16 protein-coding genes are annotated in these 22,287 nt (G+C 61.8%); 11 read left to right on the top strand and 5 right to left on the bottom strand.

Annotation, left to right across the window (positions count from 1 at the left end):
• Positions 1-4: 4 nt before the first annotated feature.
• A complete protein-coding gene (locus JFT44_RS05650; protein ID WP_198817306.1) occupies positions 5-1,498 on the bottom strand; it encodes a M91 family zinc metallopeptidase in 1,494 nt (497 codons plus the stop codon).
• A 118-nt stretch (positions 1,499-1,616) separates the two neighbouring features.
• On the bottom strand, positions 1,617-2,960 hold the full coding sequence (locus tag JFT44_RS05645) for an MATE family efflux transporter (RefSeq protein ID WP_120731453.1): 1,344 nt from the start codon (positions 2,958-2,960) through the stop codon (positions 1,617-1,619).
• A gap of 216 nt (positions 2,961-3,176) precedes the next feature.
• Here JFT44_RS05645 and JFT44_RS05640 point away from each other — a divergent pair, with 216 nt between their 5' ends.
• The 3 genes from JFT44_RS05640 (at position 3,177) to JFT44_RS05630 (ending at position 10,004) form a co-directional block, all read left to right on the top strand.
• Entirely contained in the window at positions 3,177-4,025 is an 849-nt protein-coding gene (locus JFT44_RS05640; RefSeq protein ID WP_198830430.1) for an EamA family transporter, read from the top strand.
• A complete protein-coding gene (locus JFT44_RS05635) occupies positions 4,025-4,978 on the top strand; it encodes a LysR substrate-binding domain-containing protein (protein ID WP_198830429.1) in 954 nt (317 codons plus the stop codon). Before JFT44_RS05640 ends, JFT44_RS05635 begins: the two co-directional genes overlap by 1 nt.
• Before the next feature lie 130 nt (positions 4,979-5,108).
• Positions 5,109-10,004: an alpha-2-macroglobulin gene (locus JFT44_RS05630; RefSeq protein WP_198830428.1), complete on the top strand. Its 4,896-nt coding sequence runs from the start codon at positions 5,109-5,111 to the stop codon at positions 10,002-10,004.
• A 128-nt stretch (positions 10,005-10,132) separates the two neighbouring features.
• Here the strand turns inward: JFT44_RS05630 and JFT44_RS05625 are convergent, their stop codons facing one another.
• Positions 10,133-10,426: a hypothetical protein gene (locus JFT44_RS05625; RefSeq protein ID WP_057437585.1), complete on the bottom strand. Its 294-nt coding sequence runs from the start codon at positions 10,424-10,426 to the stop codon at positions 10,133-10,135.
• 99 nt (positions 10,427-10,525) lie between these two features.
• Between JFT44_RS05625 and pbpC the strand changes: the two genes are divergently transcribed.
• From pbpC to JFT44_RS05595, 6 genes are all read left to right on the top strand, one after another.
• Positions 10,526-12,856, top strand: coding sequence for a peptidoglycan glycosyltransferase PbpC (gene pbpC, locus JFT44_RS05620; protein WP_198830427.1), 2,331 nt, complete (start codon positions 10,526-10,528; stop codon positions 12,854-12,856).
• A 157-nt stretch (positions 12,857-13,013) separates the two neighbouring features.
• Positions 13,014-13,322: a MazG-like family protein gene (locus JFT44_RS05615; RefSeq protein WP_057437589.1), complete on the top strand. Its 309-nt coding sequence runs from the start codon at positions 13,014-13,016 to the stop codon at positions 13,320-13,322.
• Entirely contained in the window at positions 13,315-14,064 is a 750-nt protein-coding gene (locus JFT44_RS05610) for a methyltransferase (RefSeq protein ID WP_057437591.1), read from the top strand. Before JFT44_RS05615 ends, JFT44_RS05610 begins: the two co-directional genes overlap by 8 nt.
• 24 nt (positions 14,065-14,088) lie before the next feature.
• Positions 14,089-14,691, top strand: coding sequence for a DUF4136 domain-containing protein (locus JFT44_RS05605; RefSeq protein ID WP_057437597.1), 603 nt, complete (start codon positions 14,089-14,091; stop codon positions 14,689-14,691).
• Between the two features lie 45 nt (positions 14,692-14,736).
• Positions 14,737-15,294, top strand: a complete 558-nt coding sequence (locus JFT44_RS05600; protein ID WP_057437600.1) for a DUF4136 domain-containing protein — start codon at positions 14,737-14,739, stop codon at positions 15,292-15,294.
• A 393-nt stretch (positions 15,295-15,687) separates the two neighbouring features.
• On the top strand, positions 15,688-17,625 hold the full coding sequence (locus JFT44_RS05595) for a pilus assembly protein TadG-related protein (protein ID WP_198830426.1): 1,938 nt from the start codon (positions 15,688-15,690) through the stop codon (positions 17,623-17,625).
• Here the strand turns inward: JFT44_RS05595 and JFT44_RS05590 are convergent.
• Both JFT44_RS05590 and JFT44_RS05585 read right to left on the bottom strand, forming a co-directional pair.
• Positions 17,614-20,367 (bottom strand): ATP-binding protein, encoded by a 2,754-nt coding sequence (locus JFT44_RS05590; RefSeq protein WP_198830425.1) that lies wholly within the window; start codon positions 20,365-20,367, stop codon positions 17,614-17,616. The genes JFT44_RS05595 and JFT44_RS05590 overlap by 12 nt on opposite strands.
• Positions 20,364-20,801, bottom strand: coding sequence for a TadE/TadG family type IV pilus assembly protein (locus JFT44_RS05585; protein ID WP_057437602.1), 438 nt, complete (start codon positions 20,799-20,801; stop codon positions 20,364-20,366). Before JFT44_RS05585 ends, JFT44_RS05590 begins: the two co-directional genes overlap by 4 nt.
• A 72-nt stretch (positions 20,802-20,873) precedes the next feature.
• Here JFT44_RS05585 and JFT44_RS05580 point away from each other — a divergent pair, with 72 nt between their 5' ends.
• Together JFT44_RS05580 and JFT44_RS05575 are read left to right on the top strand one after the other, a co-directional pair.
• Positions 20,874-21,347: a prepilin peptidase gene (locus JFT44_RS05580; protein WP_115127305.1), complete on the top strand. Its 474-nt coding sequence runs from the start codon at positions 20,874-20,876 to the stop codon at positions 21,345-21,347.
• A gap of 126 nt (positions 21,348-21,473) precedes the next feature.
• Positions 21,474-22,250: a response regulator transcription factor gene (locus tag JFT44_RS05575; RefSeq protein ID WP_170044503.1), complete on the top strand. Its 777-nt coding sequence runs from the start codon at positions 21,474-21,476 to the stop codon at positions 22,248-22,250.
• Positions 22,251-22,287 lie beyond the last annotated feature (37 nt).

Here is a 22,287-nt window from a genome sequence, read left to right as displayed (position 1 = left end):
CTTATCAGATGCGCGGCGCCTCATCCACGTCATAACGGTCGCGCAGCGGAACGCCCATTTCCTCACGGAGGGCGTTTTCCGTGAAGGGATAAGGGTTGACGTTGGTCGCTGGAGTGTTGGGGTTATTGTCAAAGTCGAAAGGCGTGGCATCCGTGGGAATTCCAACCACTTGGTATTCCTCGTTGTTTACGGTTCTCGGCACTCCGCCTCTGAGGAGGGGGGCTCCATTAGCGTCCTTCAGGATTTGTTTGCCAGGTATGCCCGTCCCTGTGGCTCCATTGAACGCGTGAGCGAGTTCATGATGGAGCGTAATCTCCGGGGAGATGGAAAAGGTCTGGTCAAAGTCAGCGGGTTCGAAAACGATTTCGGGCTGGGTCGAAACTGAACCCGGTTTGTTGTCTTTTATATAACCAAACTCAGGGCGGAAAGGGTCTTTCCTGAGCTCAGCGTTTGAGGTGTACTCATTCCTGAATCCGTAGGCGCTAAAGCCGGGGGTGTGCGATTCGGTAAGGACGATAGGCCTATGCCCGTCTTCAACAAATTGATCCATGGCTTCGAGTGCTTTTTGACCCGCTGGTGAGGCTCTTAGTCGGTCTATAACATCTTCCGTCTGTTCTATGAATTGTTCTGTACCTTTTATTACCAAGCCTTTTCTACCGCTCTCGGAATATGTAACAGGGATGATTTTAGAGTTGCCTTGGTTGTTAATTGTGTCGGTAGACTTGGCATAGATCTTATCGTTTTTATCATAAGAGTTAATGGTGTCGGCGCCCTCGCCGCTATAAAAAGTAGTCCGGTAATAACCACTCAGTGTGTCATTGCCCCTTCCCCCGTTTAGTACAACCTTGCCAGGCCCAGCGTAAAGATGGTCATCTCCCCTGTCGCCGTTGAGGAATAACACTCTGTTGGCAGGACCAAAGCCTGCATACAGGTGATCGTTTCCTTTTCCTCCCGATATCGCAGCGTTGCCCGTGCCGGCAGTAATTGTGTCGTCGCCATCACCGCCAGTTACCGCCATATCGCCGGTGCCCAGGCGTATGTGATCGTTTCCTTTTCCACCGATCACGGTCCCCACTCGCCCATTTGAAACAATATCGTCATCACCGTCGCCGCTGTTTATGTGCATTTCGATGTTGACGTACTTGTCGACGGTAATGCGGTCATTGCCTCCAGCAGTGTTGATCCTCAGTGAGTGCGCGTTGTTGTTTGCTGTCAGTGGGAGTTTGTAGTCTTTGCCATTGATACGCGCGTTGAGCTGGTGGTTTGCGCCAACGGTAATACTGACGTTGTCAGCCCGGTCGGAGGTGGTAATCAGCACTCTGCTGACATCGGGCACACGCTTGCCTTGAGGGTCTGTTTTATAGGTTGAAATCTGCTGGATCTTGGTGTTTCCATCATCCGCTAAAACGCTGATATGAGGGGTGCCGGCCGGTTCCGCCGGTGGAGTGACGCGTGGTGAAAGGGGGGCTGCGGTTGCTGGTGTCGGGAGTATATTCATTCACAGACCTACCTTGGATGAGAGGTGATGTTTGACCTCGAAGGTGTAAATGCTCTGTGGTCTGCTCCCCGAAAAACAGCCAAGCTGTTTTGTAACAATCAACAGATAGCCCGCGTTCTCAGGGTTGGCCGAGCCAGCGGTCCTGTTTGTTCAGTCGCCACGCAATCGCCCACAACGTCAGACTGCGCACCGCCATAAACAGCAGGAACGTTATCCACAGCCCGTGGTTACCCAAACCCTGCAGCGCCCAGGCAAGCGGCAGCATAATCAGCACCGTCAGCAGCATGCCATTGCGCATCTCCCGCGCACGGGTCGCGCCGATAAACAAACCGTCCAACAAGTAACTCCACACCGCAATCAACGGCAGTACCGCAAGGTACGGCAGGTAGAGATCGGCGGTTGCGCGCACGCTGGGGATATCGGTCTGCATGGCGATAAACAGGTGGCCGCCGAAGGTAAACAGCAGGGCGAAGCCGAGACTGGCGATCAGTGACCAACCGCAAGCGACCACCAGTGAGCGGCGCAGGGCCTGGCGGTCATGGGCGCCGATGGCGTGGCCGCACAGCGCTTCTACCGCGTGGGCCAAACCATCCAGGGCATGGGCGGTCAGCAACAGCCCGTTGAGCAGCAGGGCATTGGCCGCGACGGTGGCATCGCCCAGCCGCGCACCTTGCACCGTGATCATGAAAAACACCGACTGCAGCGCCAGGCTGCGGATAAAGATGTCGCGGTTGACCGCCAGCAGCGCGCGCCAGCTTTGCCAGACCTTGAGCGCCGCCCAGGCGATATGCCCAGGGTAGGCGCGCAGGGCTTTTTGCGTGAGGGCCAGGCCGAGCAGGGCGCCGGTCCATTCGGCAATCACCGAGGCCCGCGCCGAGCCGACCACGCCCCAGTCCAGGCCCAGCACAAACCACAGGTTCAGGGCGATATTCACCAGGTTAGTGGTCAACAGAATCGCCAGCGGCGCCCGGGCGTTTTGCGTGCCCAGGAACCAGCCCACCAAGGCATAGGTAGCCAGGGCGGCGGGCAGGCCGAACAGGCGGGTGTGGAAGAACTCGCGGGTCAGTTGATTCAACTCGGCGGAGGGCTGCATCCACTCCAGCGCCAGGTGGCTCAGGGGAATGCCCACCGTGCCCAGCACCATCGCCAACCCCAGTGCCAGCAGCAGACCTTGCAGCAGGATTTGCCGCAGCGCCGCGCCATCATTGCGCCCGGCGGCCTGGGCGGCAAACCCGGTGGTGCCCATGCGCAGAAAGCCCATGGCCCAGGCCAGGAAGGTATACAGGCTGGCCCCTACGGCCACGGCGCCCAATTGGTGGGCGTGGGGCAGGTGGCCGATGACCATGCTGTCCACCAGCGCCACCAGCGGTACCGAAATATTCGACAGAATCATCGGCGCGGCCAGGGCCCAGACACGGCGGTGAGTGGGGCGATGACGCCAGTCGGTGAGTAAGGTGGACATGCGGGCTCCTTGGGGGAGCGGCATTGTAACGCTGCCTGGGCAGCATCGCAGACCCAATGTGGGAGCAGGCAAGCCAGCTCCCACAGCAGGTCCCAGCGTTGTGGGTGGCAATGTCGGCATGATGAAGGCTCATGGCTGCGCTGATGAGCTTTCGCTTCTGGCCAGCACGCGAGGCTGAGTTAAATACCCGCCTTCTCCTCAGAACAGCCAAACCCCATGGATAACTCCGATATCGCGATCACCCTGGTCCTGATCTCCGCCTTCATGCACGCCACCTGGAACGCTGTTGTCCGAGCCGGCAGCAGCCGCTTCATGACCCTGGCCATCGTCGATGGCACGGCGCTGGTGATCTGCCTGGCGGCGCTGCCGCTGGTCAATGTGCCGAGCCTGCAAGTCTGGGGTTATGTACTGCTCTCGGTGATATTGAATACGGTCTATCGCCTGTTTCTGATCAAGGCCTATGAGACGGGCGACTTCGGTCAGGTCTACCCGGTGATGCGCGGTGTGCCGCCAGTGCTGGTGGCGTTGTTTTCCTACTTTCTGCTGCATGAGCAACTGTCGTTCCATGCGATGGCCGGGGTGTTGTTGATTTGCCTGGGGATCATCAGCCTGACATTTGTACGCAGGATGACCGCGCACATGCTCAAGCCGATCCTGATGGCGGTGGGCGCTGGAGTGTTTATTGCGTCCTACACAGTGGTGGACGCCAAGGGCGTGAGAGCCAGTGAAACGGTGCTGCAATACATTATTTACCTGACGGTGTTCCAGAGCATTCCTATCCCGCTGCTGGCGTTTTGCAAGGAGCGTGCGGCACTTGTCCAGGCCATTGGCAGTCATTGGCGAGTGGGGGCCTTGGGGGGTGTTTTTTACCTGGCATCCTACGGCCTGGTGTTGTTCGCGCTGTCGCTGGACGCGGTGGCCAAGGTCTCAGCGCTGCGGGAAACCAGTGTTATTATCGGCGCCATTATTGCCGCGCTGTTCTTTCATGAACGGTTCGGCTGGCGACGGATGCTCTCGGCGTGCGTCATTGTTTGCGGGATCATCCTGATCAAAGTGAGCACTTGATGGCTCAGCGTCCTCCACCCACTGCGATGCTTCAGGCTTTTGTCAGCGCCGCGCAAACGGGCAGTTTCGCGCGTGCGGCATCTGAGCTTAACCTCACCGCCAGTGCCATCAGCCATCAAATTGCGGGCCTGGAAGAGTGGTGGGGCGTGCAGTTGTTTGAGCGGCACTCACGTGGCGTCAAGCTGACGTCGGCAGGGCACGCCTTGTTGCCGGTCACTGATGGGTTTTTCAAAGGGCTGGAGGCGGCGTTGCAGGTTCTCAACCCGCGCAAAGCCCAACCGTTGTACCTCTCGTGCACCTCTTCACTCTGTTCGACCTGGCTGATTCCCAGAGTGCATGGCTCGCATACTGACGCCTCGTTCAATCTTGACGTGGTGCTGACCAGCGCAGATATGAGCCCTGCCAGCCTGGGTGCTCATCAATTTGATGTCGCAGTAGTCATAGGGGGCGGGGACTATCCGGAGCATCATGTCGAGTTGCTGATGCGCGATGCGGTGTTTCCCGTCTGCTCGCCGGCGTTTTATCGCGAGCATGGCGACATTGCGCCGACGGATATCGCCCGGTACCCGTTGATTCACCGGGCGGATGATCAGATCTGTCCGGGGTGGGAGAGTTGGTTTGCGTTCCAGGGGGTGGCGGCGCCCCCGTATCACCCTGGGCCTCGGTTTCCGGATTCGAGCCTGGCTATAAGCCTTGCGCTCAAGGGGGCTGGGATCGCATTGGGCAGGACGGCGTTGGTATATGACCAGTTGGAAGAGGGGGGATTGGTTGCCTTGAGCAGCCCGGTGATGATGTCGCCGGCGGCGTACTACATTATTTGCCGCAAGGGTCGACAGTCCGAGCCGGCCATCGCCCGGTTGATTGAGTGGCTCAAGCTCAGCGCGGGTGAGTTTTTGCGGGAGGTTGGGGCGAGGCATCCGCAAATAGCGGGTGCTGGAGCATTTCAGAGGTAGGGTTTGACCTGACTTGGCCTGCACGCAGAACCAAATCGCCCTCCGTCGGTCAATGTGATCGCCACCATAACCCGCTTCACTGGCGCTGATATATAGTTCACCCCTCAGACACCCTCACAACGAGTGCCCCATGCTTAACAAAGGATTGTTCCTGGCCTGTGCGCTGGCCCTGCTGAGCGCCTGCGATTCTTCCGACAAACCAGCAGCGCCAGCGGCCCCTGCGGCAGCGGTGACGGCGCCGGCCAAGGCCGCGGTAGACGTGGCGACGCTCAAGCAGCGTTATGCCGGCCGTGAGTTAAGCGTGGTGGACGTGTCTGAGGTGCAACTGGATGGCGCCAGCACCTTGTCGGTGAGTTTTTCGATCCCGCTGGACCCGGACCAGAAGTTCGCCGACAAGCTGCACCTGGTGGACAGCAAATCCGGCAAGGTCGACGGTGCCTGGGAGCTTTCCGAGAACCTGATGGAACTGCGCCTGCGCCACCTGGAGCCCCAGCGCAAACTGGTGCTGACCGTGGACGCCGGCCTGCGCGGGGTGAATGACGCCAAGCTCGCCGCCGAGTACGTCAGCCGTCTGGAAACCCGCGACCTGCAAGCCACCGTCGGCTTCGCCAGCCGTGGCACCCTGTTGCCCACCCGTCTGGCCGAAGGTTTGCCGGTGATCGCGCTGAATGTCGACAAGATCGACGTCGAATTCTTCCGCATCAAGCCCGAATCGCTGCCGGCGTTTCTCGCCCAGTGGGGCCGCAATACCAGCCTGCAAAGCTATGAATCGCGCGAACTGCTGCCCATGGCCGACTTGGTGTACGGCGGCCGTTTCGACCTCAATCCTGCGCGCAACACCCGTGAAACCCTGCTGCTGCCCATCGCCGGCCTCAAGCAACTGCAACAGCCGGGCGTGTACCTGGCGGTGATGCGCGCCTCGGGCACTTACAACTATTCGCAACCGGCCACGCTGTTCACCCTCAGTGATATCGGCCTGTCGGTGCACCGTTACGCCAACCGCCTGCATGTGTTTACCCAGGCGCTGGAAGGCGGCAAGGCACTCGATGGCGTCGAGCTGGAAATCCTCGATGCCGAAGGCCGCGTGTTGGGCCAGGGCAAGACCGAGAAGGGCGGCCACGCCGAACTGCCATTGCCGAAAAAGGCCCAGGTACTGCTGGCCAAGCAGGGCGAGCAAACCAGCCTGTTGCGCCTCGACAGCGCAGCGCTGGACCTGGCCGAGTTCGATATCGGCGGCCAGCCCGCGCACCCGCTGCAATTCTTTGTGTTCGGCCCGCGGGATCTGTACCGCCCTGGCGAAACCGTGCTGCTCAACGCCCTGCTGCGCGACAAGGACGGCAATGCCGTCAAGCCGCAGCCCGTGAGTGTCGAAGTGCGCCGCCCGGATGAGCAGGTCAGCCGCAAATTCGTATGGGACGCCGATGCCTCTGGCCTCTATCAATATCAGTTGCAGTTGGCCGGCGAAGCGCCGACCGGGCGCTGGCAACTGGTGTTCGACCTGGGTGACGGTAAGCCGCAGTTGTATGAATTCCTCGTCGAGGACTTCCTGCCCGAGCGCCTGGCCCTGGAACTCAAGGGCAGCGACACGCCCTTGAACCCGGCGGACACCGCCGTTATCCAGGTCAACGGCCGCTACCTCTATGGCGCCCCGGCGGCGGGCAATCGCCTGAGCGGGCAAGTGTATGTGCGCCCGCTGCGCGAGGCGGTCAAAGCCCTGCCGGGCTACGAGTTTGGCTCGGTAACGGAAGAAGAGCTGAGCCAGGATTTTGAACTGGACGAAAGCGTGCTCGATGCCCAGGGCCAGGAAAAGCTGACCCTGGAAAGCAAATGGAGCGAGGCCAAGTCGCCGCTGCAACTGATCGTGCAGGCCAGCCTGCAAGAATCCGGCGGGCGCCCGATCACCCGCCGCCTGGTACAGCCGGTATGGCCGGCCGAGCAACTGCCCGGCCTGCGCGGCTTGTTCGATGGCAAGGAGACCGATGGCGATGGCCCGGCGGAATTCGAAGTACTGCTGGCCAACCAGCAAGGTGACAAGCTGGCGGCCGACAACCTCAAGGTCCGCCTGATCCGCGAGCGCCGCGACTACTACTGGAACTACTCGGACAACGACGGCTGGAGCTATCACTACAACGAGAAATTCCTCAACCTCGATGAGCAGACCGTCAACATCAAGGCCGGCGATACGGCCAAGGTCAGCTTCCAGGTGGAGTGGGGCCCGTACCGCGTCGAAGTCGAAGACCCACAGACCGGGTTGATCAGCAGCAAGCGCTTCTGGGCTGGCTACCAGGCCCAGGACAACACCGAAGGCGGCGCCGTGCGCCCGGACCAGGTCAAGCTGGCGCTGGACAAACCGGCATATGGCGATGGCGATACGGCCAACGTCACTGTCACCCCGCCGGCAGCCGGCAAGGGCTACCTGTTGGTCGAATCCAGTGAAGGCCCGTTGTGGTGGCAGGAAATCGAGGTGCCGGCCGAAGGCAAGAGCTTTGCAGTGAAGCTCGATCCGAAATGGTCGCGTCATGATCTGTATGTCAGCGCGCTGGTGATCCGTCCCGGCGAGCGCAAAGCCAACATCACCCCCAAACGCGCCGTGGGTTTGCTGCACCTGCCGTTGGATCGTACCCAGCGCAAACTGGGCCTGACCCTGACTGCACCGGAAAAAATGCGCCCCAAGCAGCCACTGACGGTCAAGGTTGCGGCAAAAAATGCCGATGGCAGCGTGCCGAAACAGGTGCATGTGCTGGTGGCGGCGGTGGACGTGGGCATCCTCAATATCACCGAGTACCCGACCCCGGATCCATACTCCAGCCTGTTCGGCCGCAAGGCGTATGGCGTGGATCAGTTCGATATCTATGGGCAGTTGATCGAAGCCGGCCAGGGCCGCCTGGCCAGCCTGGCCTTTGGTGGTGACGCGGCGCTGGCCAAGGGCGGCAAGCGCCCGGACACCAGCGTCACCATCGTCGCCCTGCAAAGCGCGCCGGTGACCCTGAATGAGAAAGGCGAGGGCGAAGTCAGCGTCAATATCCCCGACTTCAACGGCGAGTTGCGCCTGATGGCCCAGGCCTGGAGCGATGACCGCTACGGCATGGCCGAAGCCAAGACCGTGATCGCCGCGCCCTTGATTGCCGAGCTGTCGGCCCCACGCTTCCTCGCTGGCGGCGACCAGACGCGCCTGGCGCTGGACCTGTCCAACCTGTCGGGCAAGGCGCAGAAGCTCGATGTGCAACTGACCGCCGAAGGTCAACTGACCCTGCTGGGCGAGCCATCGCAAAGCGTGCAACTGACCCAGGGCCAGCGCACCACCTTGCAGATTCCAGTGCGTGCGCTGGGCGGTTTTGGCCAGGGCAAGATCAAGGTTACGGTCAACGGCCTGGACCTGCCGGGCGAGAACCTGCCGGCGTTTACCCGCGAATGGACATTGGGCGTGCGTCCGGCTTATCCGGCGCTGCTCAAGCAATACCGCGCAGTGCTCAAGGACGAAGCCTGGAGCCTGCCGGACAGCGAACTGGCCCTGTTTGAACCGGCCGGGCGTGAGGCGCTGTTGAGCCTGTCGAGCCGCCCGCCGTTGAACCTGGGCGAGCAGATTCGTGCGCTCAAGGCCTACCCGTATGGCTGCCTGGAGCAAACCGCCAGCGGCCTGTACCCGTCGCTGTACGCCGACGCCGCCGTGCTGACACGCCTGGGGTTGACCGGCGAGCCGGATGCCGAGCGCAAACGCAAGATCGAACTGGGCATCGAGCGCCTGCTGGGCATGCAGCGCTACAACGGCAGCTTCGGTTTGTGGGGTGCCGATGGCGAGGAAGAATACTGGCTGACGGCGTACGTCACCGACTTCCTGCTGCGCGCCCGCGACCAGGGTTTTGCCGTACCGCCTGAAGCGCTGAAGAAGGCCAGCGAACGCCTGCTGCGTTATGTGCAGGAACGCAACCTGATTGAAGTCGACTACAGCGACAACGCCGACCACACGCGCTTCGCCGTGCAGGCCTACGCCGGGCTGGTGCTGGCGCGCAGTCAGCAGGCGCCGCTGGGCGCATTGCGCAGCTTGTTCGAGCGCCGCAGCGATGCGCGTTCCGGCCTGCCCCTGGTGCAGTTGGCGATTGCCTTGCAGAAGATGGGCGACCAGCCGCGCGCCGACCAGGCATTGCTCGCCGGTTTGGCGGTCAAGCGCAAAGCCAATGAATGGCTGGCCGACTACGGCAGCCCCCTGCGTGATCAGGCGATGATCCTGGCCTTGCTGGAAGAAAACGACCTGGCCAAAGGCAAGCGTGAAGAACGCCTGTTCGAGCTGTCGGACCAGATGGCGGCCAGCCCATGGCTGTCGACCCAGGAGCGCAACTCGCTGTTCCTCGCCGGCCGTGGCCTGCTGGGCAAACCGGAAACCAACTGGACGGCGCAGTTGAGCAGCGGCGGCGAAACCCGCGAGCTGAACAACGGCCAGTCCGGCCTGAAGCTGGAAGGCCCGTTGCTGGCTTCACCGCTGACCCTGCGCAACCCGGGCAGCGAGCCGATTTACCAGCAACTGAGCATCTCCGGTTATCCACAGCACGCGCCGGTAGCGGGTGGCGAAAACCTGAGTATTCGTCGTGAGTACCTGGGGATGAATGGCCAGCCGCTGAACCTGCAAAACCTGCGCAGCGGCGACCTGGTGCTGGTGCACATTGCGGTCAGCGCCAACAAGCAACGGGTGCCGGATGCACTGGTGGTCGACCTGCTACCAGCTGGCCTGGAGCTGGAGAACCAGAACCTGGGCCAAAGCGCCGCCAGCCTGGAAAACGCCAGCAGTCAGGTCAAGGAATGGCGCGAGTCGATGCAGAATGCGTCGATCAAGCATCAGGAATACCGCGATGATCGCTATGTGGCCGCGCTGAACCTGGACGGCTACGGCACCACGCACCTGCTGTACCTGGCCCGCGCTGTCACGCCTGGGACTTATCGCGTACCGCCGCCGCAAGTGGAGTCGATGTACCGGCCGAACTGGCAGGCAGTGGGGGATACCCCAGTGGATATGGTGATCAAGGGGCGTTAAGCGCCTCCTGTAGGAACTGGTGCTGCCTTTAATGTGGCAGCTTGCCCGCGATAGCGGTTTTTCAGCCGATGTATTCGGCGACTGACACACCGCTATCGCGAGCAAGCTCGCTCCCACAGGGTCTGTATTTAATGCACAACCCAACTGAGCAGCCACAACCCCAGCATCAACCAGATAATCCCCATGATGATCGAGGCCCGCATAAACGCCCGGACTGCCGAGTACAGCAGCATCAGGCCAATGATCAGGGTGATGATGCTGATGATCGAGGTGTCCATGCCCAGGGTGCGCGACAGGCCGTCGATAAAGTTGCCGCCGGCATTGGTCAGGGCGCCGAACAAGCCGCTGAGCCCGTCGACGATAAAGCGGATGACCGAACCGAGCGCCTGGCCCAGCCATTCGAAAAAGCTTTCTACCTGCATATGAGTTTCCTGATGAAAGGGTGGGCGTATCTGCCGGACCTGAGCCTTTGGTCGCCAATCCCTTGGGCGAGTTCCCTAGAAGCATAGAGGTTTGCCCGTTTGAATTTGCGAATAGTTGCACGCGCTACCCTGGGTAGCCTGCTGGTGGTGATAGCCCTGCTGTGGCTGGCCGACCGCCTCTGGCCCCTGCCGTTGCCCAAGGACGATCTGGCCCGTGTGGTACTGGCGGAGGACGGCACGCCGTTGTGGCGCTTTGCCGATGCCAACGGCGTATGGCGTTACCCGGTGGCGACCGATGAAGTCTCGCCGTATTACCTCGATGCGCTGCTGACCTACGAAGACCGTTGGTTCTACCAGCACCCCGGCGTCAACCCGCTGGCCCTCGTGCGGGCGACCTGGCAGAACCTGACCGGCGCGCGGGTAGTGTCTGGCGGCAGCACCTTGTCGATGCAGGTGGCGCGCCTGCTCGATCCCCATTCGCGCAACCTGCCGGGCAAGTTGCGCCAGCTGTGGCGCACCGCGCAACTGGAGTGGCACCTGTCCAAAGACCAGATACTCAACCTGTACCTCAATCGCGCGCCCTTTGGCGGCACCTTGCAGGGCGTGGCGGCAGCCAGTTGGGCGTATCTGGGCAAGTCGCCGCAACAGCTGACCCACGCCGAAGCAGCGTTGCTCGCGGTACTGCCCCAGGCGCCGAGCCGTCTGCGCCCGGACCGCCACCCGCAGCGCGCCCAGGAGGCCCGGGACAAAGTGCTGCGGCGCCTGGCCGAGTTCCAGGTGTGGCCGCAATCGGCGGTCGACGAAGCCCTGGAAGAACCCCTGTTGCTGGCGCCGCGCCTGGAACCCAGCCTGGCGCCGCTGCTGGCGCGCCGCTTGAACCGTCCCGACAGCCCGCCGCTGATTCGCACCACTCTCGACGCGACCCTGCAACGCCGTCTCGAAGACCTGCTACTGGGTTGGCGCGCGCGGCTGCCGGAGCACACCTCGGCCGCGATCCTGGTGGTCGAAGAAGAAAGCATGGCCGTGCGCGCCTACCTGGGCTCGGTGGATATCAACGATGCGCGGCGCTTTGGCCATGTGGATATGATCAGCGCCCTGCGCTCGCCGGGCTCGACCCTCAAACCCTTCCTGTATGGCATGGCTTTGGACGCGGGGCTGATTCACTCCGAATCGCTGTTGCAGGATGTGCCTCGGCGCTATGGCGATTACCGGCCGGGCAACTTCTCCATGGGCTTTACCGGCGCGGTGCCGGCCAGTACGGCGCTGTCCAGCTCGCTGAACCTGCCGGCGGTGCAACTATTGGAAGCCTATGGGCCCAAGCGCTTTGCTGGCGAAATGCGCATCGGCGGCATGCCCCTGGCGCTGCCGGCGCTGGCCGAGCCGAACCTGGCGTTGATCCTGGGCGGCGCCGGCAGTCGCCTGGAAGACCTGGTCGGTGGCTACAGCGCGTTGGCCCGCGACGGCAAGAGCGCGGCCATCCGTTTGCAGCCCGATGATGTGCTCAAGGAGCGGCCGTTGTTATCGCCGGGTTCGGCGTGGATTGTGCGGCGCATCCTCAGTGGCCAGGCGCGGCCGGACCGTGATCCCCGGGCCGAGCTGGTGCAGCGCCCGGTGTTGGCCTGGAAGACGGGCACCAGCTACGGCTTTCGCGATGCCTGGGCCATTGGCGTCGGGCCGCGCTATTTGATTGGTGTGTGGATCGGCCGCCCGGACGGCACCCCGGTGCCCGGCCAATTTGGCCTGGCCTCGGCGGCGCCGTTGATGCTGCAAGTGCACGATGTGTTGACCAACCGTGACAGCCAGCGCGGCATTACCGCACCCGTTAAACCCGTGCCGATGAATGTCGGCGTGGCGGCGATCTGTTGGCCCCTGGGCCAGCCCATGAGCCGCAGCGACGCCAATTGCCGGCGCCAGCGGTTTGCCTGGACGCTGGACAACACCACGCCGCCGACCTTGCAGGCCCTGGACCAACCTTTGGGTGTCGGCTTGATGGAAACCGTGTGGGTCAATGCCAAGGGCCTGCGCGTGGCGGCCAGTTGCCCAGGCGCGGTATCGCGGGACATTGCCCTGTGGCCGGCACCGCTGGAACCGTGGTTGCCGAGGATCGAGCGGCGTGACGCACGCATCCCCGCGCCAGACCCGGATTGCCCGCCACCGGCGCTGGCGGCGTCGTCGCCGTTGTCGGTGGTGGGTGTGCGTGAGGGCGATCAACTGCGCTTGCCGGCGGGCAGCCAGCAGCAACTGCGCCTGAAGCTCTCGGCCCTGGGCGGCAGTGGGCGGCGCTGGTGGTTCCTCAATGGTGCGCCGCTGGGCGACAGTGCCAACCAGGACAGCATCAATGCCAGCCTGGAGCAGTTGGGGCGCTATCAACTGAGTGTGCTCGATGAGGCGGGGCAGACGGCCAGGGTTGAGTTCAGCGTGGTTGATTAAAATCGCCATCGCAGGCAAGCCGGCTCCCACAGTTTGATTTGTTAACACCGTCCAATGTGGGCGCTGGCTTGCCTGCGATAGCGCCCTGACAAGCACCGCAAATTTATTTGCCATCCCCGCCTTTGAGCCTGAAGCTATACCCCTTCAGGAGCGCCCCATGAATCTCGAACACCTTACCGAACGCATGCATCGCATCCGCGATAACAACGACTGGAAACAATTCCACAGCCCGAAAAACCTGGCCATGGCCGCCAGCGTAGAGATGGCCGAGTTGGTGGAGATTTTCCAGTGGCTGAGCGAAGACCAGTCGCGCCAGTTGCCCGCCGACAAACTCGCCCATGCCGGCCAGGAAGTGGGGGACATCGTGCTCTATCTGCTGCTGCTCTGCGGTGAGCTGGGCCTGGATATGGATCAAGTGGTCAGCGCCAAGCTGGCCGACAACGAGCGGCGGTTTACCCATGAGTGATCGCCATTTCGACCAGTTGGCTACGCGCTTTGCCGAGAAGATCTACGGCGGTGCCAAGGGCGCGATTCGCCTGGCGGTGTTGCAGGCCGACTTGACCGAGGCCCTGCCGGAGCGGCCGTTGCGCGTGCTGGATATCGGCGCCGGCCTGGGCCATATGTCGTTGTGGCTGGCCGAGCGCGGGCATCATGTGACCTTGGCCGAGCCCGCCGAGCCGATGCTCGAAGGCGCCCGCCAGCGGTTCGCCGCAGCGGGGCAGAGTGCAACGTTCATCCAGGCGCCCTGGCAGGACCTGTTGGGTCAGCTCACCGAGCCCTACGACCTGGTGCTGTGCCACGCCGTACTGGAATGGCTGGCCGAACCCCATGCGATCCTGCCGGTGCTGCACCAGTTGACGGCGCCGGGTGGCTGGTTGTCCCTGGCGTTCTATAACCGTGATGCGCTGATTTACCGCAACTTGCTCAAGGGCCACTTTCGCAAGATGCGCAAAAATGACATGGCCGGCGAAAAACAGAGCCTGACCCCGCAACAGCCCCTGGACCCACGGGAACTGGCGGCGCAACTTGAAGGCCTGTGGCAGGTCGAAAGCCAGAGCGGGGTGCGGGTCTTCCACGACTATATGCCGGTGGAATTCCAGGCCCGCGCCGATTTGCAGGACTTGTTGGAGATGGAGCTCGCTCACCGTCGTCACCCAAGCTTTGCCGGACTTGGGCGTTATTTGCACTGGATCTGCCGTCCGGTTTAAGCGGCCCAGTCTGCGGAGATCGAAATGAAGCGCTGTGCATTGATCCTGCTGTGCCTGGGGCTGGGGGCCTGCTCCAGCAACAACCCGTATGTGGCGGCCTCCAAGCCCATGCCGCCGGCGCCTGCCCAGGCGGCCAACACCTTTGATGCCAGCGCCTACCCGGCGCCGGTGCGTGACTACGGTGCCTATCGCAATTGGGCCTGGCGCAACGGCCAGTTGCCGGCCGGCTCGGCCTGGGCAGATCCTGCGCAGATCGCCGAAGCCGTCAGCGGTGCCCTTGACCAGCGTGGCCTGCGACCGGTGCATGACCAGCGCGCGCCGGACTTGCTGGTCAGCGCCGATGTGCATCTGGAAAAACGCCTGCGCCAGGTGCAGGACGATTATGGCTACGGCTACGGTGGCTACAACCGCTATGGCAACGGCTACGGCATGTACAACTCGGTGCCGATCGTGCGCACCTATGAAGTGCAAGTCGTGGTGGTGCGCGTCAACCTGTTCGACGCCCGCACGGGCCAGGCGGTATGGAGCGCCAGCGCCGAGACGGGCAGCCAGGGCAGCCTGAGTGAGCGCGGCGATGCCTTGCGCCAGGCTGTGCAGAAGGCCATGACGGCGTATCCTCCCAGTTAACAGCTATTCTCATTTCAGGCTCGGTTTGCCCTTTGGAGAACTACCATGTTGCGTCGTATCGCTTTGCTCGCTTTTGCCGTGCTGCTGGGCGGTTGCCAGACTCATCAGGTCAATCACGATTTTGACGCCAGCCGCGACTTTGCCGCCTACCGCAGTTGGGCCTGGAAAGACCCGGCGTTGCAGTACCGCCCGGACGATCCGCGGATCAAGAGCGACCTGACCGAGCAGCGCATCCGCCAGGCGGTGGCCGATCAGCTCGATCAGCGCGGCTTGCGCCCGGCAGCCCCCGGGGCCAAGGCAGACCTGAACGTGCAGGCCTACCTGATCGTCGAAGACCGCCAGCAGCAAGTCACCACCAACTACGGCGGCGCCTGGGGCGGCCCGTGGAATGGCTACTGGGGCGCACCGATGTACAACGAAACCCGCAACGTCACCTACAAGGTCGCGACCCTCCAGATCGACTTGCTCGACGGCAAGGACGGCAAGCTGGTGTGGCGCGGCAGCGACGAACAGATGATGAGCAACTCGCCCAGCCCCCAGGACCGCAGCGCAGCGATCCGGGCGACAGTGACCAAGGTGCTGTCCAACTACCCGCCACGCTAAGTTGTACTCGGTCTGTGTAGGGCTGCTGCATCACTGCGATGCGGGCGCTGCGGTTTAACAGGTACACCGAGGCGATCCCTTCGCAGCCTCGCCGGGGCTCGACAGCTCCCACATTCGATCTGTGTTTCCAAGATAGATTTGCAGGTGCCGCGGCTCCCCTGTGGGAGCTGTCGAGCCCCGGCGAGGCTGCGATGGGATCGCCTCCTTACACCCGATCCACTGAGGTGCCCGCATCGCTGCAATGCGGCGGCCCGACAAGCCCGCGTCGAGCGCTGTTTATTTCCGTCAGTCGCCAAAGTGGCGACTTGCCAGCGCACCTGCCAAGCCTTGTCTACACTGCTGTTGACTACAGGAGAGTAAGCGCTCGGCAGTTCGCCGGCAAAGGAGTGCTCGATGTCTCCCCGACTTCGTTCTGGCCAGCGTGGCGCAATCGGTCTGGTGTTCGCCGGCACCCTGGCCTTGGCCCTGGTGTTTCTGTTGCTGGTGGTCGATAGCGGCCGCCTGTACCTGGAAAAACGCAAGCTGCAGGCCGTCGCCGACACCGCCGCCCTGGAAGCCGCCAATCGTGGCGGGCAGTGTTCAGGCAGCACCACCGCCGTCGATTACGCCAAGCAGAATGCCACCCGTAATGGCTTCACCGTTGTCGCCAACGACAGCAGCCGCGCATTGGCGGTGACGTGTGGGACGTTGCTGACCAATGCGGCCAATGTCCGTGTCTTTACTGCAGATGCCACCAAGAATGAAGCCATCCGCGTCGTTGCTACCCGCACTGTGACCACCGGTATCGCCAACGGGGTCTGGAGGTTGTTCAGCGGTACGTATAACGCTAATACGACATTGACCGCGACGGCAGTTGCGGCGCTGGCTCCTCCCGTAGCGCAGTTGACGATTCGAAGTTCGCTTGCCTCTGTAAGCACCGCAGATTCCGATCTTCTGAATTTGGTCGTGGGGGGCATGCTCGGTGGCAGCCTCTCGCTCACTGCTGCTGGATGGGAAGGCTTGGCCGCGACGGACATCAACTTGCTCAGTTATTTGGATCAGTTGGCCATTCAGGCACAGGTAACGGCTGGGGATTACACAACGCTGCTCGACACCTTGGTTTCACCAACTCAGTTGCTCAACGCGGCGGTTACTGTGCTTCAACAAAACGGAGCTGCGGCGTCGGTTGTGCTGGGGGCGACGAGTGCTATCCAACTGATAGCCAAAAATACCAAAGTTCTGAAGTTAGGTGACCTGTTGGACATTGCCAGTGGAACGCCCACCTCAGCACTGAATACCAATGTGCAGTTACTTCAGTTGATCCAGGGCGTGGCTCAGCTTTCAAATAAGCAAAGCGGTCTGAGTGTCGAGGGGCAAGTTACTATTCCGCTGGTTGGCTCTGTATCGATAACTACGAAAGTTATTGAGCCACCGCAACTCTCATCCATCGGGAACCCACTGAAGGCCAAGCAGGGGATAGCCACTAATACCGATCAAATTTTTGTGCGTACGGCACAAGTCAGAACGCTGGTATCTATAGACGCTTCGGTGCTTAAGGACGTGAGTTCTATTGTGTCGGGGGTGACGGGACTGACGACGCCTGCCCTCAAGGTGGTTAAAGGGGTATTGAATCTGGACTTGCCTGCGATATTAGGCGGCGTTCTATGTGTTCTCGCATGCGACCGAACTGATATCGCAATCGCGACTAGGTTGGATATTTATGTCGAGGCGGCCAGCGCAGAAAGTCATGTGACAGACTTCAATTGCGCGACACCTGCTACCAAGTCTTTGACGGTGCTGGCGCACAGTTCAATTGCCAACCTAGCTGTCGGCGATATAGACCCTGCTAAAGCTTTCTCTTCTTCAGTGCCTGTAGACGTTCAACCCATACGGCTGATTGATATAGGCACACGATATTGTTCGTTGTTAGGTGGTTGCAGCGCTATACGCAAAAGTAATGTCGGTGGTGGCTTTCTTTTGAAGGCTCAATCCACCGTCGGTGAGCGAACCCAAAGCTTGCTCTATATGCCAGTCGCGGAAATGAATGCGAAGACTACCTATCAAAGCATCAGTAGTGTCGACATCATCAACAGTCTGGGCGCCACGTTGAATGGTCTTCAGGTAACCTACAAACCACCTAGCGGGAGTGCCTCAAGTGGCCTGCTTGCAGGCGTTGCAGATAGCTTAGCCTTGGTTGTGAGTCTTCTGGTTACTGCAATTCAAGGCCTGCTTTCGCCGCTACTCGATCCCCTCGTCAATGGCTTGCTCAGCGGCTTGGGCATCAACCTGGGCAACGCAGAAGTCGGCGCCAACCTCACATGTCATATGGGCCGCGCCTACCTAGTCATCTAACCCCCCACCCACCACCGGCAACTCCACGCAAAACCGCGCCCCATGTTCACTGTTGGCGACGCTCAGGCGTCCGCCCATGTTTTCCACAATGCCGTAGCTCACCGATAACCCCAGCCCGGTGCCGACGCCAATCGGTTTGGTGGTGAAAAAGGGCTCGAAAATCCGCTCCAGCAGCCGTGCATCAATGCCGCCGCCATTGTCTTCGACCCAGATGCGCACATGGCGGCTGTCGTGTTCGCTATACAGGGCGATCCATGGGCGAAAATCGTGGTTTTTTTCGTGTCGCGCCATCAGCGCATCGCGGGCGTTGACCATCAGGTTGATCAGTACTTGCTCCAGTTGGTCGACATGGCCGTTGACCTGCACCTTGAAGTCCATGGGTGTGATGCGCAGGTCCACGCCTTTACCGCGCAGGCCTTCGCCCAGCAGTGATTGCGTACCTTCCACCGCCTGTGCCGGGTCGAAGGGCTGTTGCTCGACCTCCGAGCGGCGGCCGAACACGCGCATGTGGTCCACCACCCTGGCCGCACGCTGGACCTGTGCATCGATGCGCTGGAGTTTTTCCGTCAGGTAGTCGAGTTGCACGTCGCCGTTGCCCAGGCGCTTGAGCACGTTGGCGATGGCCATACGCATGACGTTCAGCGGCTGGTTGATCTCATGGGCCAGGCCGGTGGCCATCTCGCCTAGGGTGGCCATTTTCGCGCTTTGGGTCAGTTGTTGCTGGGAGCGGCGCACTTCGGTGTTGTCGCGGCCCACGGCCTGGATTTCCTGTAACTGGCCGTGCTCGTCGAACACACCACGGTCGGACCAGACCCACCACGCATGTTCGCGTCCCGGCAGTTGCAGGCTGATTTCCGCGGTGCTGACCGGGAATTCCGGGCTCAGTTGGTCGATGCGTTTTACAAAGGCGTTGCGCTGTTCGTCCGATAACCAGTGGCCCAGGTTGATCCCCGGCAATTGGGCGGGCGTGCATTCCAGGTAGTTGGCCAGGGGCGTGTTGCCGAAGGTCAGCGTAAGGTCCGGGCGGTAGCGGCAGATCATCGCCGGCGAGTCTTCGACGAGGAGGCGGTAGCGCTCTTCGCTGTCCTTGATCTGTTGCGCCGCCAGGGTGGCTTCGGTGACGTCCAGCCACAGGCCGACGGCTTCCACCGGCAAGCCCAGGTCGTCGCGCAGCAGCTTGGCTTCGTCCAGCAGCCAGTGGTAGTTGCCCTGGCGATCGCGTACGCGGTAGCGGCTGCGCACATTGCCTTCGCGTAGCAATTGCCGGGTGCGTTCGAAGTACAGGTCGCGGTCTTCGGGGTGCACCCATTCCACGGAGGTGTCGTGGGTGCATTCGGCCAGGGTCCAGCCCAGCAGCGGCAGCAGGCTGTCGCTGAAAAATGCCGGGTGCAGCGCGCCGTTGACGTAGCGCTGCACGTAGATCACCGCCGGTGAGCTGGCGATCAGGTTGTCCAGGCGGGCATGGGCGGCGGCGGCCTGCAGTTGCTGGTTCTTGATGTCGCTGATATCGAGCATGAAGCCGATCCAGCGCCGCTGCTCGCCGGCGCCCAGCACCTGGCCCTGGACGCGGTACCAGATGGGGTTCTGTTTGGCGTCGCTGCGCAGCAGGCGCACGCTGGCGAGCAAAGGTTTGCCCAGGCTTTGCAGGTCTTGCAGGCGGCTGTTGAGTTCCTGGCGGTCGGCGGGGTGGATCAGTTCCAGCCAGTTGGCCAGCACCTGTTTGGTCGGTGCATCTTCCGGGCTCAGGCTGCGCATCAGTTGGGGGGCCAGCAGGATCTCTTCACCGCTGGCCAGCAGTTCCCACCAGCCGGTGCCGAGCAGGCCTTGCAGGGCTTCCACCCGCTCCAGTTGTTGGTGATGGCGCTGCTCGCGCAGGCGGCTGAGCAAGGGCGCGGCGAGGGCGGCGGTGAGGTTCAGCCAGTCACGCTCGCTGACGTCGGCGTGGCCGCTGTAGAAGCCGCACAGCAACCACGCGGCGACCCCCTGGCTATCGCGGTACGGCACCAGCAGGCCCTCGGCATTGCCAAACACGCTGTGCAGGCGCGGGTGCTCGCTGCGGCCCTGAAGGGTTTTCAGGCTTAGCGGGGTGTTGCCGTTGAGGCTGTCCAGGCAGGTGCCCAGGCGCTGCCCAGGCGTCCACAGTTGCGGCGCGTCATGGGCGCTGTAGCTGCTGTAGACCAGCCAGTCCTGATCCTGTTGGTCGAGCAGCACCATCGCCGCGCAAGGGATACGCCAGCGCTGGGTCAGGCTGCGCAGGTGTTCGCTGAACACTTGCGGCAGGCGCGACAGGCTGCACACGCGCAGTTGTTCGCTCATCTGGCTGGCGAGCAGATGGTTCTGCTCGCGCTGCTGGGCCAATTGCCGGCCCCTCAGCAGGTCGCTGATATCCAGCAGGCGCAGGATCCAGCCGTCGCCATCCGGTTCGATCCAGCCGCGGGTATGCAGGATGGTCTCGGCGGCGCCCTGGAAATCCAGGTCCAGGCTGTGCCGCTGCCAGTCGGCAGGGGTGCCTTCGATGCTCAGGGCGCCAGGCAGGCACAGCAGGTCGCGCAACAGCGGGTGGGCCTGGGCACTGAGGTGACGGGCTAACTGTGGGTGCAACGCGCGGCTGATATCCAGCACATGACCATGCTGATCCAGGCGCAGGTGCAAGCCTTGTGCGGGTGGGCTGGCGGGCGTCTCCAGGGCCTGGGCGCTGTTGCGGCCGAGCAGCCTGCCGAAGATTTTGTCACCGGAGTTCAAAATTGCAGGCTCGACTGGGCGTGCAACGTGGTCGGCAGCCGGGGCACCGTACCAATGCCCGGCAACACAATAAACGGCAGGACGTTCTTCAGGTTGGCCGAGGGGTAGTTGATCTCGACGGTCAGCACGCCTGCGGTGTAGGTCGGATTGATATGGGCCGTCTGGAACTGGAAGGTCGCTGGAATCCACTGCAATTGGCTTTGCACGGTCTGGGTCGCCCGCAGGATGAGCGCTGCATTGTAGTTGGGGGTGCTGGGGTCCAGTGCCACGCTGCGGCGCACGGCCTCGGCGGTGGCCTGGTTGAACGACTGCAGCAGCAACAGTGGCAGGCTGTAGCTGACCATGGCATAGAACACGGCAAAAAAAATCACGAACACCGCGGCAAATTCGATAGCGACGGCGCCTTTTTGCTTTCTAGGGAGGCTGGTTTTCATCACTGCGACTACCCTGACTGCTACTACCTGCTATCAGCATAGAATCAATCAGCAAAAAGGGACGGTTTTTACGTGATCCAAGGCCTCGTGGTGTTTGTCTGGTTGGTGGTGTGTGCGCAGCAGGATATTCGCCAGCGGCAGATTGCCAATCGCCTGACCCTGGGCGCGCTGCTGCTGGCACTGGTCTATCTGCTGTGGAGCGGCAGCACGTGGCTGGGCACTTCCAGGGCGCAAGGGCTGTGGGCGTTCTGCCTGGCCCTGCTGTTGACCTTGCCCGGCTACGCCCTCGGGCGCCTGGGCGCGGGCGATGTGAAGATGCTGGCGGCGTTGGCGCTGGCGTCGAATTCGACCTACCTGTTGTGGTCGCTGATCGGCGCTGGCGTAGCCAATGTCGCCTGGCTGGTCTATGGGCCGCGGCTGCTGCCCCTTGCCAGTCAAGGTGTTAGAGCGCGCCTGGGTTACCTAGTGGTGGACCCGTCAAAAAAGCTGCCTTTCGCACCGTTTCTTTTAGTGGGTTTTAGCCTGGCCTGGGCGTGGCTCCATTAGTCGTGGGCGCTCTGTATCGCTATGTACATAGTTGGAAAGTACGTCTACGTTTATTTATACAAGCTAGTAGGAAGGTTCTTCGCAACCGATAGGTCAATCTTTGGCTTGCCAGGCATGGAGTAGCGCGTGGACAAAGTTACATCTGCAGTAAAAGTGCTCGTGGTCGACGATCAGCCGCTGATTGTGGAGGAGCTTTGCGAATTTCTTGAAAGCAGCGGTTATCGCTGTGTCCCTTGTGAGTCCAGCCAGCAGGCCGTGCAACGCTTCAGTGACGATCCGCAGATCGGCCTGGTGCTGTGTGATCTGCATATGCCGGACATGGACGGTATCGAGCTGGTGCAGGCCCTGCAGAAAATCGCCGGCAAGCAGCGTGCCTTCGAAGCCATTATGTTGACCGGTCGGGCCGACAAGCAGGATGTGATCAAGGCCTTGCGCGTGGGCATCTCCGATTACTACCAGAAGCCCATCAACCTCAATGAGTTGCTGGAGGGGTTGCAGCGCCAGGAAGCCGCGCTGGAAGAACGCCACAAGAATCTGCATTTGGGGAAGCTGAACCAGAAGCTGCAGTATCTTTCCGAGTCCATCGACGATTTGTACCAGGACCTGGACAAGGTCCGTCGCGGCCCGGCGCCGCAATCCGAGGGTGAGGCGGTAAGCGAGGAGGTCCTGGAAGTGCCGGCGATCTTCAATCAGCTGTCACCCCGGCAACTGGATGTTGCCCGGCTGGTGGGCAAGGGCCAGACCAACTACCAGATTGCCTGCGAGCTGGGTATTACCGAGAACACGGTCAAGCTGTACGTGTCCCAGGTGTTGCGCTTGACCCATATGCACAACCGCACCCAACTGGCATTGGCACTGTCGCCGAGCAACTCGGCATTGCGCCAGCGGGTGACGGCGCACTGACGCTTTGCGTACAGCCATGTAGGAGCGGGTTTGCCCG

The organism is Pseudomonas sp. MF5691, assembly GCF_016405645.1.
GTDB lineage: Bacteria > Pseudomonadota > Gammaproteobacteria > Pseudomonadales > Pseudomonadaceae > Aquipseudomonas > Aquipseudomonas shahriarae.
Note: the sequence above shows the minus strand (reverse complement) of the source record. Positions and strands in the feature narration are given on the sequence as shown.

Coding starts and splice junctions, on each gene's coding strand:
- JFT44_RS05635 (WP_198830429.1), top strand. CDS start 4,025: ATGGCTCAGCGTCCTCCACCCACTGCGATGCTTCAGGCTTTTGTCAGC.
- JFT44_RS05595 (WP_198830426.1), top strand. CDS start 15,688: ATGTCTCCCCGACTTCGTTCTGGCCAGCGTGGCGCAATCGGTCTGGTG.
- JFT44_RS05615 (WP_057437589.1), top strand. CDS start 13,014: ATGAATCTCGAACACCTTACCGAACGCATGCATCGCATCCGCGATAAC.
- JFT44_RS05610 (WP_057437591.1), top strand. CDS start 13,315: ATGAGTGATCGCCATTTCGACCAGTTGGCTACGCGCTTTGCCGAGAAG.
- JFT44_RS05600 (WP_057437600.1), top strand. CDS start 14,737: ATGTTGCGTCGTATCGCTTTGCTCGCTTTTGCCGTGCTGCTGGGCGGT.
- JFT44_RS05625 (WP_057437585.1), bottom strand. CDS start 10,426: ATGCAGGTAGAAAGCTTTTTCGAATGGCTGGGCCAGGCGCTCGGTTCG.
- JFT44_RS05605 (WP_057437597.1), top strand. CDS start 14,089: ATGAAGCGCTGTGCATTGATCCTGCTGTGCCTGGGGCTGGGGGCCTGC.
- JFT44_RS05585 (WP_057437602.1), bottom strand. CDS start 20,801: ATGAAAACCAGCCTCCCTAGAAAGCAAAAAGGCGCCGTCGCTATCGAA.
- JFT44_RS05650 (WP_198817306.1), bottom strand. CDS start 1,498: ATGAATATACTCCCGACACCAGCAACCGCAGCCCCCCTTTCACCACGC.
- JFT44_RS05640 (WP_198830430.1), top strand. CDS start 3,177: ATGGATAACTCCGATATCGCGATCACCCTGGTCCTGATCTCCGCCTTC.
- JFT44_RS05630 (WP_198830428.1), top strand. CDS start 5,109: ATGCTTAACAAAGGATTGTTCCTGGCCTGTGCGCTGGCCCTGCTGAGC.
- JFT44_RS05645 (WP_120731453.1), bottom strand. CDS start 2,960: ATGTCCACCTTACTCACCGACTGGCGTCATCGCCCCACTCACCGCCGT.